Raw genomic sequence first — 15,179 nt, 5'->3', positions numbered from 1 at the left:
GCCTTGCCAAGGCCACCGCCGAACTATCGACGGGCAGGGGCCTGTGAGTTTGCAGGACCGTGCCCCGCATGGATGCGGGGAACGAGCCCCCAAGGATGGGTTTACGGCGTGTCCTGCAAACTCACAGGCCCCTGCCCTGCCTGGATAGCCGGCGCACTGCCTTTGGCCTTTAGCTTTCGGCCTTTGCCTCGAAAAAACAAAAAAACACCTTTCATTCGCCCTTGTCCCGCCACCCCCGATACTGCGGGCATCGCACTACCGGGGACGGGGATGGAAGGAACCGGAACGGAACCGATGCTCGACCTGCTGGTCATCGGCGGCGGCATCAATGGCGCCGGCATCGCCCGGGACGCGGCCGGCCGCGGCTGGTCGGTGTGCCTGTGCGAACAGGACGACCTTGCCGCGCACACCTCCAGCGCCAGCACCAAACTCATCCACGGCGGCCTGCGCTACCTGCAGTACGGCGAGTTCGGCCTGGTCCGCAAAGCCCTGCGCGAACGCAGCGTCCTGCACCGCCTCGCCCCGCACCTGGTCGTCCCCACCGAGTTCGTCCTGCCCCAGGCCCCGCACCTGCGCCCCGGCTGGATGCTGCAGGCCGGACTGTGGCTGTATGACCACCTCGGCCACGCTGGCGCCGCATTCCCGCGCTCRCAACGACTGGACCTGCGTCGCGACCCGCGCGGCGCCGTGCTGCAGCCCGGCTTCCGCAGCGGCTTCAGTTACGCCGATGCCCGCGTCGACGATGCCCRCCTGGTGCTGCTCAATGCGCTGGACGCCCACGAACGCGGCGCGCAGATCCGCGTGCGCACCCGCTGCGAACAGCTCATCCGCCACCGCGATCACTGGTGGGCGGTACTGCGTAGCGCCGATGGCAGCGTGCAGCGGTTGCGCGCCCGCGCCGTCGTCAACGCCACCGGACCGTGGGCCGGCAATCTGCTCGAACGCGCCGGCATGGATGCGCCGATCGGCCTGCGCCTGGTCCAGGGCAGCCATATCGTTGTACCGCGCCTGTACGCGCACGACAGCGCCTACCTGCTGCAGCAACCGGATCAACGCATCGTATTCGTGCTGCCGTTCGAACAGGACTTCACCCTCATCGGCACCACCGACGTGGATTACCACGGCGATCCTGCGCAGGTACAGGCCGCCGACAGTGAGGTCGCCTACCTGTGCGAGGCGGTCAACCGCTGGCTGCGCGTACCCGTGCAACCGACCGAGGTGGTCTGGACCTACAGCGGGGTCCGCCCGCTGCTGGCCGACCACCATCATGAGGCGGCCAACGTCACCCGCGACTACCGCCTGCAGCTGGACGCCAGCCAGGCGCCGCTGCTCAGCGTGCTCGGCGGCAAGCTCACCACCTACCGGACCCTCGCCGAAGAAGCGGTCGACCAGCTTGGGCCGGTACTGGGACGCAGCGAACCGGCCTGGACCGCCAGCGGGCCTACCCTGCCCGGTGGCGATGGCGGCGATGCGCCCACCGTGCTGGCGCGCCTGCAGTCGCTCTATCCGAACCAGCAGGCGACGCTGCTGGCGAGCCTGGCGCGGCGCTACGGCACGCGCGCGTCCACCTTGCTCGGGTCGGCGACCACGCCGGCGCAGCTGGGCACGCATTTCGGTGCGGGCCTCTACCAGCGCGAGGTCGACTACCTGATCGGCCACGAATGGGTACGCCAGCTCGACGACCTGCTCTGGCGACGTACCTGGCTGGGCCTGCGCCTGGACGCAGCGCAACGCGACGCGCTGGCGCAGTACCTGCAGCACCGCCTGGCGGCGATGGCGTAGGCTGTGGCGTCACCTCGATTCGTCGTACGGAGCAAGGCATGGACAAGCAGTACGTGCTCGCCATCGACCAGGGCACCACCAGTTCCCGCGCGATCCTGTTCGATCGCAGCGGCCGCATCGTCGGCAGTGCACAGCGCGAGTTCGCCCAGCTGTTTCCGGCACCGGGCTGGGTCGAGCACGACCCGCGCGAGATTCTCACCAGCGTCTATACCACCCTGACCGAGCTGCTCAACCGCGAGCAGGTCCACGCGCGCCAGATCGCCGCCATCGGCATCACCAACCAGCGCGAAACGACCGTGGTCTGGGACAAGGCCACCGGCCAGCCGATCCACAACGCCATCGTCTGGCAATCGCGGCAGAGCCATGCCATCTGCGAACGGCTCAAGGCCGAAGGCCACGAACCGCTGGTGCGCGAGCGGACCGGCCTGCTCATCGATGCGTATTTCTCGGCCACCAAAATCCGCTGGATCCTGGATCACGTGGACGGTGCGCAGGCCCGCGCCGAACGTGGCGAGCTGCTGTTCGGCACCATCGACAGCTGGCTGGTGTGGAACCTCAGCGGTGGCACCACCCACGTCACCGACTACAGCAATGCCGCGCGCACGCTGCTGTTCAATATCCACACCCTGGACTGGGACGAGCAGCTGCTGCAGCTGCTGGATATCCCGCGCGCGATGCTGCCGCAGGTGCGCAGCTCCAGCGAGGTGTATGCCAGCACCCAGTCGCAGTTTTTCTTCGACCAGCGCATCCCGATCGCCGGGATCGCGGGCGACCAGCAGGCGGCGCTGTTCGGGCAGGGCTGCTTCGAACCGGGCATGGCCAAGAACACCTATGGCACCGGCTGTTTCATGCTGATGAACACCGGCAACAAGGCGGTGGTGTCCAACAACGGGCTGCTGACCACGCTGGCATGGGGCATCGACGGGCGTGTCGAGTACGCGCTGGAAGGATCGATCTTCGTCGCCGGCTCGGTGGTGCAGTGGCTGCGCGACGGGCTGCGCATGTTCGGCAAATCCAGCGACTGCCAGGCCTATGCCGAACGCGTGCCCGACACCGGCGGGGTCTACCTGGTGCCGGCCTTCGTAGGCTTGGGCGCGCCGTACTGGCGCAGCGATGTGCGCGGGGCGATGTTCGGCCTGACCCGAGGCACCAGCAAGGAACACTTCATCCGCGCGGCGGTGGAATCGATGGCCTACCAGACCCGCGACGTGCTGGCCGCGATGCAGGCCGATGCCGGAATCGAACTGAAGGAGCTGCGCGCTGATGGCGGTGCGATCGGCAACGACTTCATGGCGCAGTTCCAGAGCGACATCCTGGGCGTGCCGGTGGTGCGCCCGCAGGTGGCTGAAACCACTGCCTTGGGCGCGGCCTACCTGGCCGGGCTCGCCACGGCGTTCTGGGGCAGCCGGGAAGAGATCGCCGCGCAGTGGGCGGTGGACCGGCGCTTCATGCCGCAGATGGCGGTGGACCAGCGCGAGGCGCTGTACGCCGGCTGGCAGCAGGCGGTACAGGCCACGATGGGGTTCCGGGTGGGGTGACGCCGCACGCGGTGTCGATCATTGCCGCGCTGGTAGCTCGCGACCGGCGGTAGGGGCCGACCGTGGGTCGGCCCGCCGTTGGATCAGAACGCCGGCAGAACCGCGCCCTTGTACTTTTCAGCGATGAAGGCCTTCACTTCCGGGCTGGTCAACGCCTTGGCCAGCTTCTGCACGCGGGCATCGTCCTTGTTGTCCGGGCGGGCGACCAGGAAGTTCACGTACGGCGATTCCTTGCTTTCGATCGCCAGTGCATCCTGGGTCGGATTGAGCCCGGCATCCAGTGCGTAGTTGGTGTTGATCAGGGCCAGGTCGACCTGGTCGAGCACGCGCGGCAGCATCGCCGAATCCAGCTCGCGGAACTTGAGCTGCTTCGGGTTGGCGATGATGTCGCGCTGGGTGGCCAGGGCGTTGGTCGGATCCTTCAGCGTGATCAGGCCGGCCTTGTGCAGCAGGATCAGTGCGCGGCTGTTGTTGCTCGGATCGTTGGGAATCACCACGTCGGCGCCGGTGGGCACTTCATCGAGCGACTTGAAGCGGCGCGAGTACGCACCGAAGGGCTCGATATGCACGCCCACGACCTTGACCAGATCGGTCTTGCGGTCGCGATTGTAGGCGTCCAGGTACGGCTCGGTCTGGAAGTAGTTGACGTCCACCTGCTTCTGCACCAGCTGGTCGTTGGGCTGCACGTAGTCGTTGAACACGCGCACGTCCAGCTCCAGGCCTTCCTTCTGCAGGATCGGCTTGACCACCGCCAGGATCTCAGCATGCGGCACGGCGGTGGCGGCCACCACCAGCTTCTGGGAATCGGCGTTGGGCTTGCCGCAGGCGGACAGGGCCAGCGCGGCGACAAGCAGCGGGAGCAGCAGGGTCTTCTTCATGGGGGGCGGTATCCGGGGCATCGATAGCGCCCAACCATACCGTACGCCCCGGCCGTGCGGTATCCATAGCCATATGACCGGCGGGCATGAGCCAAGCGGACGGGCGTCCGCCCGCCGCGCCGTTACTCGTAGTTGGTCAACGCCAGCGCCAGCAGCGCCTTGGCCTGTTCGCGCAGCATCACCGGCTCGATGATCTCCGCATCCGAGCCGTAGTGCAGCACGTCCATCAGCAGCTCGCGCGAGACGCTGTAAGGCACCTTCAACTCGTAGCGACCATCGGCCAGGAAGCGCCCCTGCTGCTTGGAATGCCAGTGTTCGTCGGCCACCCAGCGCGCGGCCTTGGCACTGAACACGATCGTGGCCCAGCCCTTGGGCGGGCCGGAGAAGATGCCGTAGCTGGCGCCCAGCTGTTCGTCCAGTTCGTTGTCATCGACATCGCGGGCCACGGTGTCCACCACCCGCGCCTTGTAGATGCGGTCCACCGCGAAGCTGCGCAGGCCCTCGCGACCGTGGTCCCAGGCGTCCAGGTACCAGTTGTCGCGGTAGTGGGTCATGCGCTGCGGCGAGACCGTGCGCTTGGTCGCCTCATCGGTGGAGCGGGCGCGGTATTCGAAGGCCAGCTGCTTGCGCTCCAGCACCGCCGAGGCCACCGCACGGAAGCTGGCTTCGTCGAACTTGCGGCCACGGTGCGGGATCACCCGGACCCGGTCGACCGGCCAGGTGGAGACCCCGGCCTGGGCCGCGAGCAGGCCTTCGATGCGCTGCTGCAGCGGCGCCAGCACCGAGGACAGCACGCCGCCACCGGTCCGCGCCAGCAGATGCTGGGAGGCCAGCAGCGCATGCAGCTCTTCGGAACTGAGCCACAGCCCCGGCAGTTCGAAGCGGTCGCTCTCGTCGTCCTGGTAGCGGAAGCCGGCCTCGCCGTCGCCCTCCACCGGCGCCATCAGCGCATCGCGCAGGAACGCCAGGTCGCGGTAGACGGTGGCGCGGGAACACTCCAGTTTTTCCTGCAGGGTCGCCACCGTCACCGGATAGCGCGCGGACTTCAGCAGACGATGCAGGGCGTTGATGCGTTCATATCGGTCCATGACCCGATTATGTCCGAGTCGCCGTCGTTGTGGCGGCTCTGGCCGCATCTTGGGCTATCGTGAGGGCCCCAAACCCACCCGTTGCCGCCTGCCATGCGCCTGTTGCCCGCTGCCATCCTCCTGTCCGCGCTGTTGTCCGGCTGCGGGGGCAGCGCCGATCCGGCGGCCACGGCCGCGCCTGCGGCGCCGGGCACGGTGCCGGTCGCGGTCGATCCGGTGCAGGCGGTGCTGAGTGCCAGCCAGCGTTTCGGCCAGCTGCGCAGCTTCCACGCCACCCTGCGCATGCAGGGGCCGCGCACGGTGGAGACCACGATGGACTTCGTCGCCCCGGACCGCTACCGGCTGCAGACCGACGACGGCCCGCAGCTGATCATCGGCGACACCTTCTTCCTGCAGCGTGCCGGTGAAGTGCGCCAGGTGCCGGTGCCACCCGGCCTGCTGGCGCAGTGGCGCAACCCGCTGCCGGCCGATCTTGCCCCGGCCCAGTTGCAGGTGGAGGATCTTGGCACCGAGGCCATCGGCGGGCAGCCGGCGCACAAGTACCGCGTGCGTCACGCCAGCGCCGCGCCGGACGGGATGCTGTACTGGATCAACGCACAGGGCCTGCCGGTGCAGATCGAGCGCGATGGCCAGACCCATGGGCAGACCTACCGGATCACGTTGCGCTACGCGCGTTTCGATGACCCCACGCTGCGCATCGAACTACCCTGAACAGGCGATCTGCCCGAACCCCTGCTAAAGCACGGGGCGATGGCGGAATTACGCGCGGGACGCATCAAGTATCATTCCCCGTTGCCCGTCCCCCACCGTTCGATCCGGAGAACCGTTGATGTCCCTGCGCGTCTCGTTGCTTGTTCCCCTGCTGCTGTGTGCCCCTGTGGCCTTCGCACAGGACACCACCGACCCGGCCGCGATGACCTCGCCATGGAGCGGCAGCGGTGGTGAATTCGGCTTCGCCTCGGCGCGCGGCAACAGCAACACCGAAAGCGCCAACGGCCGCCTGCGCCTGCGCTACACCGACGACGACTGGGTGCACAGCCTGGACCTGTTCGGCCTGCGTTCGCGTTCGGAATACATTGAAACCAACGACGACGGCTCCACCATCAAGCGCAGCAACACCACCGCCAACCGCTATACCGGCAGTGCCGGCAGCGCGCTGCAGCTGGGCGAGCACCGCCAGTTGACCGCCACGGTGCGTTACGAGCGCGATGATTTCGCCACCTACGACCGGCAGAGCTCGTTCGGTCTGGGTTACGGCACCCGGCTGGTGGAAGGCGACCGCTTCTACATGGACGCACAGATCGGCCCCGGTGTGCGTCGCACGCACAACACCGAAGACGATGCCACCCGCACCGGCCTGATCGGTCGTGGCCTGTTCGACGTCAAGTATTCGCTGACCCCCAATACCGACCTGGTCAACACGCTGCTGGTCGAATCGGGCTCGTACAACACCTTCGGCCAGAACGATTTCGGCGTGTCGGTGAGCATGAACGAGCACCTGGCGCTGAAGGCCGGCTGGCAGGCGCGTTACAACAGCGACGTGGCCGAAGACAAGCGCAAGACCGACACGCTGACCACGATGAACGTGGTGTACAAGTTCAAGTGACGGCCGTGGGCGCATCCGCGCCCCCAAGCCCGGCGTCAACGTAGAGCCGACCGTTGGTCGGCTACCGACACCCCGTAGAGCCGACCGTTGGTCGGCTACCGACACCCCGTAAACCCGACCGTTGGTCGGCTGCCGACACCTCGTAGAGCCGACCGTTGGTCGGCTGAGCGCGCCCCTCACACCGCGAGCAGTTCACCCGCGCCACCGTCCAGCAGCCCACGCGCCACCAACTGCCCCAATCCCTCCGGATCGCTGCCCGGGCCACGCGCCTCGGCACGCACGGTGCGCCCATCGGCCACGCCGCCGACCAGGCCCTGCAGGAAAAGATCTTCGCCTTCCCATTGGGCAAAGCCGGCCACCGGCACATGGCAGCTGCCATGCAGCGCGCGGTTCATCGCACGCTCGGCTTCCACGCAGGCGCGGGTACGCGCATCGTCCAGCGCGGCGAACAGCGCCATCACCTGGGCGTCCTCGCCGTTGCATTCCACCGTCACCGCACCCTGCGCCGGTGCGGGCAGCCACGCCGGTGCGGTGAGCCGGGCCACGATGCGATTGCCCAGGCCGAGCCGCTCCAGCCCGGCCACGGCCAGCACGATCGCGTCGTAGCCGCCGTTGTCCAGCTTGGCAAGGCGCGTGTTGACGTTGCCGCGCAGGTCCAGCAGTTCCAGGTCCGGGCGCAGCGCGCGCAGCTGGGCCTGGCGACGCAGCGACGAGGTGCCCACGCGCGCGCCGAGCGGCAGCGCGTCCACCGAGGCGTACAGGTTGGAGATGAAGCCATCGGCTGGATCGTGGCGGGTCAGCATCGCCGGCAGCGCGAACGGCGCGTCCAGCTCCATCGGCACGTCCTTGAGCGAGTGCACCGCACAGTCCGCCTCGCCGCGCAGCATCGCCAGCTCCAGTTCCTTCAGGAACAGGCCCTTGCCGCCGATCGCGGCCAGCGAGCGGTCCAGCACTTCGTCGCCGCGGGTGCTCATCGGCACCAGCACCACGTCCAGCCCCGGATGCGCCTGACGCAGGCGGTCGGCGACGTGTTCGCTCTGCCACAAGGCAAGCGGGCTCTTTCGGGTGGCGATGCGCAGGGTCTTCATGCCCCCATTTTACAGGTGCTTGAGGTCCTGCTTGATGCTGGCCACGCAGCGGCGGCTCACTTCCAGCGGCGCCTTGCCATGGCGCAGCACGGCCTGGACCTGGCCTGCGCCATTTCGTCGCAGCTCGATCAGCTCATGGCGGGCGACCAGGCAGTTGCGGTGGATGCGCACGAAGCGGTTGGTGAATTCCTCCTCCAGCGACTTCAGCGATTCTTCGATCAGGTCCTCGCCGCGGGCGTGGTGCACCACCACGTACTTCTCTTCGGCCTGCAGGTAATGGATGTCTTCGATCGGGATCAGCCGCAGGCTGCCGCGCAGGCGTGCGCACAGCAGCGTGCGCACCTGCTGGCTGGGTGCGCTGGGTTGCCCGCTGCGGCCGGCCAGGAAGGTGCGCGCGCGTTCCAGCGCGGCGGCCAGGCGCTCGGGACGCACCGGTTTCATCAGGTAGTCGATCGCCGCCGCTTCGAACGCCGACAGCGCATGCGCATCGTAGGCGGTGCAGAACACCACCGCCGGGCGCGGGTCGAAGGTGGCCAGGTGACGCGCGGCCTCCAGGCCATCCAGGCCGGGCATGGCGATGTCCAGCAGCACCAGGTCCGGCTGCAGTTCGGCACAGGCATGCAGGGCCTGCTCGCCGTTTTCGGCCTCGGCCACCACCTCTACCCCGGGCTGCTCGRCCAGCAGGCTGCGCAGGCGCTCGCGGGCCAGCGGTTCGTCGTCGGCGATGACCACCTTCACGTCTGTTTCCTCAGGGCACCGGAACGGTGATGTCGCAGGCATAGTAGCCGTCGCTCCATGCCCCCGTCATCCGCGCGGACGGGCCGAAGCGCCAGGCCAGGCGGTGCGCGATGCTGCGCTGCGCGTGGCCGGCGCCCTGTGCCAGCGGCAGCGCCCGTGCCTGCGGATCCGGCGCCGGGTTGTGCACGCGGACGTGCAGCTGGTTGCCCGTGCAGGACAGCGCGATGACGATGGTGCCGCCCCCGGGCAGGCGCGAGATGCCGTGCAGCACGGCGTTTTCGACCAGCGGCTGCAGCACCAGCCGTGGCATCGGCAGCGACCACGGCAGCGGTTCGTCGCGTTCCCACCGCACCTGCAGCCGCTCGCCCAGCCGCAGCGATTCGATCGACAGGTAGCGCTCGGCCAGTTCGCACTCATCGCGCAGCGTGGAATCCCCCTCGCCCGCCCCGAGCGCGGCACGGAACAGATCCGACAGATCCAGCACCGCGCGCTCGGCAACGACTGGATCCCGGCGTACCAGGCTGGCGATCAGGTTCATGCTGTTGAACAGGAAATGCGGGCGGATCCGTGCCTGCAGCGCATCGGCCTGCGCGCGCGCGTTGGCCACGGTCTGCGCGCTCCAGCGATCGCTGACGTAGAAGTAGCGCAGCGCCAGCGCAACGATCAACGCGGTCATGGTGGCGCTGCCCAGGGTGAAGCGCCAGAACCCGACCTGCTGGGCGAACCCCTGGGTGTCGAGCACGCCGTACAGGCCATGCACGACGCCGGCGCAAAGCGCGGCGATCAATGCGGTCATGGTCACCGCCAGCGCAGTGCCGACCGCCTCCGGCAGGCGCGACAACGCAGTGCGCGCCACGCACAGGCATACCGTCACCGCCAGCGCCAGCCACACCGCGAAGCCACTGGCCGACAGGAAGTCGGACAGGCGCCAGTGACGGCTGCCGTCCGGCGCCAGCGCGACCACCACCACCACCAGTTCGGCCAGGCCGAGCATCGCCGCCAGCCGCGGCAGGCGGCACAGTTCGGGCAACCAGGGCAGCTGGCGGGGGTCGGTCATGGCTCAGGCGGCCTGGAAACGCGCGTCCAGCCAGTCACCCAGCGCCTGCAGTTCCTCGGCGCAGACCTGGTGGGCCATCGGGTAGGAATGCCACGCCAGCGGGAAGCCGAGGTCCTTGAGGGTCTGCGCGGTATGCGCGGCGACCGCCTGCGGGATTACCGGGTCCTGCGTGCCGTGGGCCATGAACACCGGCGGCCGGATGCCGTCGGGCGCGCGCTGCGCGGCTGCATTTTCAGGGTCAGGCAGGTAGGTGGACAGCGCGATCAGCCCACCGATCGGGCGCGTGCGGCGCAGCACCGCGCTGAGGATCACCGCACCACCCTGCGAGAAGCCGGCCAGCAGGATCCGCTCGGCGGGAATGCCGCCGGCAATCTGCTGCTCGATCAACGCATCCAGCGCCTGCACCGACGCATCCACGCCGGCGGCGTCGGCACGCGAGCGGAAGTCCATGCTGACGATGTCGTACCAGGCCCGCATCGGCACGCCGTTGTTGATGGTGATCGGCTGCACCGGCGCATGCGGGAACACGAAGCGGATCGCCGGCCAGTGCGGGCGCAGCAGTTCGGGCACGATCGGCGCGAAGTCGTTGCCGTCGGCACCGAGGCCGTGCAGCCACAGCACCGCCCATTGCGGGTCGGTGCCGGTTTCATTGATGACGCTGTCCAGCATGGGGCGACTCCAAGACATTGAAGCCGCATTATGCAGCGCCGCCGGGCCTGCCGGTCAGCCCGCGGTGGTGTGCTCGGCCGCCGCCCGGCGCAGTTGCGCGGCGCGCACCAGCACCTTGGGCGGTGCGGTTTCTTCGGGAATCTCCATCAGCCGCAGGCGATGCATCAGCGTGCCGGCGCTGCGCGAGGAGGTCAGCGCCACCACCGGGATGGCCAGCACCATGCCGATCACCACCGGGGCCATCCACGCCGCCAGCGAGGGCGACACCGCATAGGCCAGCGCGCCCATGAACAGCCCGAACACGCTCAGCCCGCCGTAGCCGCGGATCAGCGCCGGCCAGGAGATGCCGCCATCGTCACGCTGCTGCGCATCCCAGCCCGAATCCTTGCCGGCCAGGACCTCGGCCACGCCGCGCGACTGCACGTACATCACCACCGGCGCCATCAGGGCAGCCAGCACGGTTTCCAGCAGCATCGACACGAATGCGCGGATGCCGCCGCCACAGCCACGCCGATCGACGCGGTCGAGCAGCATTGCCACGTAGCCCAGCACCTTGGGGGTCAACAGCACCACCATGGTGATGGCGAACATGCGGATCACCTTCTCTTCGTCCTGGTGGCGCCAGTACACGCCGGGCGAGAGATGCAGTACTTCGTTGAAGTCGATGCCGCCCTGGAACAGCGGGATGGCGATGCCCACCAGCATCAGCATCCCCCACATCGGCGCGGTGAAGTAATGGCCGATGCCGATCATCATGTGCATGCGGCTGACCCAGTGCAGGCCCTTGGAGCGGACCACCTTGGCGTGCTGCAGGTTGCCCTGGCACCAGCGGCGGTCGCGCACCAGCATGTCGGTGAGGGTGGGCGGGCCTTCTTCGTAGCTGCCCTTGAGGTACGGCACCATGTGCGTGGCCCAGCCACCGCGACGCATCAACGCGGCTTCGACGAAATCGTGGCTGAGCACGTGGCCGCCGAACGGCTGCTTGCCGGGCAGCGCGGGCAGGCCGGCGTTGTCGGCGAAGGCTTCGGTACGGATGATCGCGTTGTGGCCCCAGTAGTTGCTCTCGGCACCGTGCCACCAGGCCACGCCGCGACCGATCACCGGCCCGTACACGCGGCCGCCGAACTGCTGCATGCGCGCAAACAGCGTCCGCCCGCCGATCACCGCCGGCAGGGTCTGGATCAGGCCGACGTCGGGGTTGTGCTCCATGCCGGCCACCAGGCGCACGATGGTGTCCCCGGTCATCAGGCTGTCCGCGTCCAGGATCAGCATCTGCGGGTAGCCCGCGCCGAAGCGGCGCACCCAGTCGGCGATGTTGCCGGCCTTGCGCCCGCTGTTGTCGCCACGGCGACGATAGAACAGGTGCCCATGCCCACCCACCGCATCGCACAGGTCGGCGAAGGCCTGTTCCTCGGCCGCGCCGACGTCGTCGCGGCGGGTATCGCTGAGCACGAAGAAATCGAACTGCGCCAGTTGCCCGGTTTCGGCCACCGATTCGTAGATGGCCTGCAGGCCGGCCAGCAGCCGGCGCGGGTCTTCGTTATAGGTGGGCATGAGCAGTGCGGTGCGGGTATGCACCACCGGCAGCGGCTGGTCCGGGTCGATGCCCAGCTTGTAGCCGCGGTCGAACACCGCCGTGAGGAAGCCCGCCACCGCCCCGGCAAAAGACAGCGCGATCCACGCAAACAGGGCCACGAACAGCACCAGCAGGCACGCCTCCAGCACGGTGATGCCGTTCATCGCCAGCACTTTCCACATCATCACGGTGGCGCCGATGGTCATCGCCGCGGTGCCACCCAGGATGTAGAAGCGGCGCAGCGCCATCAACCGCGGTGCGGTGCGCTGGCGCGGCACCTTCAGCCGGCCGTCGCGGAAGGACTGCTCGGGCATCGGCATCGGCGCTTCGGCCGGCAGCGTCGCGCGCCCGGCGTCCACCACGGTCTTGACTGATTGCACACTCATCGGCGGCTATCCTGCGTGAGTGGTGCCATCCCGGACATGCCCGGTGCGGAGAGGGTCATCCAGATCCCGGTACGCCCAGCGGCGCCCTTGCATCCTACCTGCGCAGGGCCGTGACCGGCACGCAGCTGTTGTGTGTCACTACCGGAACCCACGAACTCTCCAACGGGACTGAGGCGAAAAATGCGGCCCAGCATAGGGGGCCAAATGTAAGCCGCGCGCGAAGGCTGGTATGTCGATTTGTCCCCATTCAGCAAATCCGGGAGCGCCTCGGCTGCGACAGAACACCGCAGACCTTGCGCCGTGGACCTCTGCCCATTCATTTTGTAAACGGTTATCATTCCGTTAACCAGGCAGGCATGCGATACCGCACTACCCACCCAGACGCGCCGGCACTCCGCCGTGCGCAGTCCCACCGGTCGGGTTGCCTGCTTTCGTCGTACTGACATCGCCAGACGCTTCCCGGTCGGGGATCCATTTCCCTCCATGGAAGACCCTCATGTCTGTTTTCTGCTCCTCCCCCGCGCGGCGGGTCCGCGCCCCGCTCGCCGTCGCCATCTGCCTGCTGCTGGCCAGCCCCGGCATCGCCCTGGCCGAGGTTGCCGCCGATCCTGCCGCCAAGGACCTGGATACCGTGGTGGTCACCGCCTCGGGTAACCAGCAGTGGATCAAGGATGCGCCGGCCAGCATCAGCGTGATCACCCGCGAAGACATCGAACGCCAGCCCGTGCATGACCTGGGCACCCTGCTCAGCCGCGTTCCCGGCGTCACCGGCGGTCTCAGCGCCGCCGGCGAACAATCCAAGATCAAGCTGCGCGGCATGCCCTCCAACTACACGTTGATCCTGATCGACGGCAAGCGCGTGGGCAGCTCGGCCTCGACCAACTATCGCCCCGATCTTGGCCGCCAGGACCTCAACTGGATCTCGCCGGACCAGATCGAGCGCATCGAAGTGGTGCGCGGCCCGATGTCCTCGCTGTACGGGTCCGATGCCATGGGCGGGGTGATCAACATCATCACCCGCCGCATCGGTGACACCTGGGGCGGCAGCGCGACGCACAGCTACACCTCCCCGCAGGACAGCAAGCGCGGCGATACCCAGCAGATCGGCACCAACTTCTCCGGCCCGCTCACCGAGAACATCGGCATGCGCCTGGGGGCCAACTACACTCACCGCGCCTCCGACCGCAGCAACGGTGGTGTGTACGGCAATGCGTATGGCGGTGAAAAGGACCGCAACGTCGACGCGCTGCTGGACTGGACGCTGAGCGAGGCGCAGCGCTTGGAGCTGGAGGCCGGCTACGGCGTGCAGCAGGCCTTCGCCAGTACCACGCTGGAAGACGAGGGCGACGGTGCCTGGGGCGCGAGCGAGCTCAAGCGCACCAGCCTGTCGCTGAGCCACACCGGCAACTGGTCCTTCGGCACCTCCAAGGTCACCGGCTACTGGACCGAGTTCAAGAACGACATCGGTCCGAACGGGCGTTCGCAGGCCAAGGACATGATCCTGGAAAGCAGCCTGAGCACGCCGTTCACGCTGTGGGTGGATCACCAGCTGAGCGTCGGCGGCCAGTGGAAGCGCCAGCAGCTGACCAACACCGACACCATCGGCCAGGCCCCGGTCGATTACGCCGGCAACCCGGTGGCGGGTTCAACGCTGGAAGTGGATACCTGGGCGGTGTTCGTCGAGGACGAACTGAAGCTGCACGAAACGCTTGCCCTCACCCTGGGCGCGCGGCTGGACCACCATGAGCAGTTCGGCAGCCACGTCAGTCCGCGTGCGTACCTGGTCTACCATCCGGCCGAAAGCTGGACCCTGCGCGGCGGCATCTCCAAGGGCTTCCGCGCGCCCAGCCTGACCGAGAACGCCGCCTCGGCCGCGACCGAATCCGGTGGCCGCGGCTGCGGCTCGCTGCGCCCGCTGGGGTACATCAGCGGCAGCTGCTACATGGCCGGCAACCCGAACCTGGACCCGGAAACCAGCACTAATCGCGAGGTCGGCTTCAACTTCGACAACGGCACCGTCGATACCGGCCTGACCTACTTCCATACCGACTTCAAGAACAAGATCGAGTACGAACCCCTCGGCTATTTCAACGGGTACTGGTGRACGCGCATGGACAACGTCGACCGCGCCCGCACCAGCGGCATGGAAGGCAACTTCAACCTGAGCCTGGGTGAGCACTGGCGCTGGCGTACCTCGGCCACCTGGATGAAGGAGGCCAAGAACCTCACCACCGGCGAGAACCTGATCGACACCCCCGAGTTCTCCGGCTATTCGTCGGTGGACTGGACCCCGATCGATGCGTTCTCGACCACGGTCTCGGCGCAGTACACCGGCAAGCAGGATGGCGTGGCCAGCACCTTCATCAAGGCCTACACGCTGTACGACCTGACCGCGGCCTGGCACGTCAACGACGCACTGACCGTGCGCGCGGGCGTCAGCAACATCGCCGACAAGAAGCTGTATGCCGAAGGCGCCACCGACTACTTCGTGGCCGGGCGCAGCTACTTCCTGGGGATGACCGCGCGCTTCTGAGGCGACGCTGATGCAGCGCGCGGAGCCTGCTCCGCGCGCTGGCCGATCAGGCCGGCGTCGCCGCCACGGCGATGTCGGCATCCAGCGGCGGCTTGGTCAGCGCACGCGAACCGAGCTGGGAAAACTGCAGGTGCGCCAGCAGATGCTGGGCCTGGGTAGCCTGCGGGCACGGCGCGATCCGCGGGCCTGCCTGCGGACGCTCAGCGGTGATCACAACACTGGACATGGTCTGGTTATCTC

13 protein-coding genes are annotated in these 15,179 nt (G+C 67.9%); 5 read left to right on the top strand and 8 right to left on the bottom strand.

The window, feature by feature from the left end; translation table 11 throughout:
- Positions 1-294: 294 nt before the first annotated feature.
- Positions 295-1,782 (top strand): glycerol-3-phosphate dehydrogenase, encoded by a 1,488-nt coding sequence (gene glpD, locus ACXJKH_RS05075; RefSeq protein WP_457318534.1) that lies wholly within the window; start codon positions 295-297, stop codon positions 1,780-1,782.
- A gap of 38 nt (positions 1,783-1,820) precedes the next feature.
- Positions 1,821-3,320 carry a glycerol kinase GlpK gene (gene glpK, locus ACXJKH_RS05070; RefSeq protein WP_457318533.1) on the top strand — a complete coding sequence of 500 codons (1,500 nt, stop codon included), beginning with the start codon at positions 1,821-1,823 and terminating at the stop codon, positions 3,318-3,320.
- An 83-nt stretch (positions 3,321-3,403) separates the two neighbouring features.
- Here the strand turns inward: glpK and ACXJKH_RS05065 are convergent, their stop codons facing one another.
- Positions 3,404-4,198 carry a MetQ/NlpA family ABC transporter substrate-binding protein gene (locus ACXJKH_RS05065; RefSeq protein WP_457318532.1) on the bottom strand — a complete coding sequence of 265 codons (795 nt, stop codon included), beginning with the start codon at positions 4,196-4,198 and terminating at the stop codon, positions 3,404-3,406.
- Positions 4,199-4,320: 122 nt separating this feature from the next.
- Positions 4,321-5,286, bottom strand: a complete 966-nt coding sequence (locus ACXJKH_RS05060) for a helix-turn-helix transcriptional regulator (RefSeq protein WP_256777414.1) — start codon at positions 5,284-5,286, stop codon at positions 4,321-4,323.
- Positions 5,287-5,379: 93 nt separating this feature from the next.
- Here ACXJKH_RS05060 and ACXJKH_RS05055 point away from each other — a divergent pair, with 93 nt between their 5' ends.
- Positions 5,380-5,997 carry a LolA family protein gene (locus ACXJKH_RS05055; RefSeq protein ID WP_457318531.1) on the top strand — a complete coding sequence of 206 codons (618 nt, stop codon included), beginning with the start codon at positions 5,380-5,382 and terminating at the stop codon, positions 5,995-5,997.
- 118 nt (positions 5,998-6,115) lie between these two features.
- Positions 6,116-6,892, top strand: coding sequence for a DUF481 domain-containing protein (locus ACXJKH_RS05050; RefSeq protein ID WP_256777412.1), 777 nt, complete (start codon positions 6,116-6,118; stop codon positions 6,890-6,892).
- A 176-nt stretch (positions 6,893-7,068) separates the two neighbouring features.
- On the opposite strand, the gene hemC is transcribed toward ACXJKH_RS05050, so the two are convergent.
- Genes hemC through mdoH form a run of 5 tightly spaced genes read right to left on the bottom strand, consistent with a single transcriptional unit; the run spans position 7,069 to position 12,406 of the window.
- Positions 7,069-7,980 (bottom strand): hydroxymethylbilane synthase, encoded by a 912-nt coding sequence (hemC, locus tag ACXJKH_RS05045; RefSeq protein WP_457318530.1) that lies wholly within the window; start codon positions 7,978-7,980, stop codon positions 7,069-7,071.
- A 9-nt stretch (positions 7,981-7,989) separates the two neighbouring features.
- Complete coding sequence (locus ACXJKH_RS05040) at positions 7,990-8,718, bottom strand: LytR/AlgR family response regulator transcription factor (protein WP_457318529.1); 729 nt, start codon at positions 8,716-8,718, stop codon at positions 7,990-7,992.
- Between the two features lie 10 nt (positions 8,719-8,728).
- Positions 8,729-9,775 (bottom strand): sensor histidine kinase, encoded by a 1,047-nt coding sequence (locus ACXJKH_RS05035; protein ID WP_256777409.1) that lies wholly within the window; start codon positions 9,773-9,775, stop codon positions 8,729-8,731.
- Between the two features lie 3 nt (positions 9,776-9,778).
- Complete coding sequence (locus tag ACXJKH_RS05030; RefSeq protein WP_457318528.1) at positions 9,779-10,444, bottom strand: alpha/beta hydrolase; 666 nt, start codon at positions 10,442-10,444, stop codon at positions 9,779-9,781.
- 54 nt (positions 10,445-10,498) lie between these two features.
- Positions 10,499-12,406, bottom strand: coding sequence for a glucans biosynthesis glucosyltransferase MdoH (mdoH, locus tag ACXJKH_RS05025; protein ID WP_457318527.1), 1,908 nt, complete (start codon positions 12,404-12,406; stop codon positions 10,499-10,501).
- 496 nt (positions 12,407-12,902) lie between these two features.
- Here mdoH and ACXJKH_RS05020 point away from each other — a divergent pair, with 496 nt between their 5' ends.
- Positions 12,903-14,939: a TonB-dependent receptor domain-containing protein gene (locus ACXJKH_RS05020; RefSeq protein ID WP_457318526.1), complete on the top strand. Its 2,037-nt coding sequence runs from the start codon at positions 12,903-12,905 to the stop codon at positions 14,937-14,939.
- A 46-nt stretch (positions 14,940-14,985) separates the two neighbouring features.
- On the opposite strand, the gene ACXJKH_RS05015 is transcribed toward ACXJKH_RS05020, so the two are convergent.
- On the bottom strand, positions 14,986-15,179 hold a 194-nt coding region (locus tag ACXJKH_RS05015; protein WP_457318525.1), incomplete at its 5' end, for a hypothetical protein.

Source organism: Stenotrophomonas sp. P5_B8, assembly GCF_054049855.1.
Note: the sequence above shows the minus strand (reverse complement) of the source record. Positions and strands in the feature narration are given on the sequence as shown.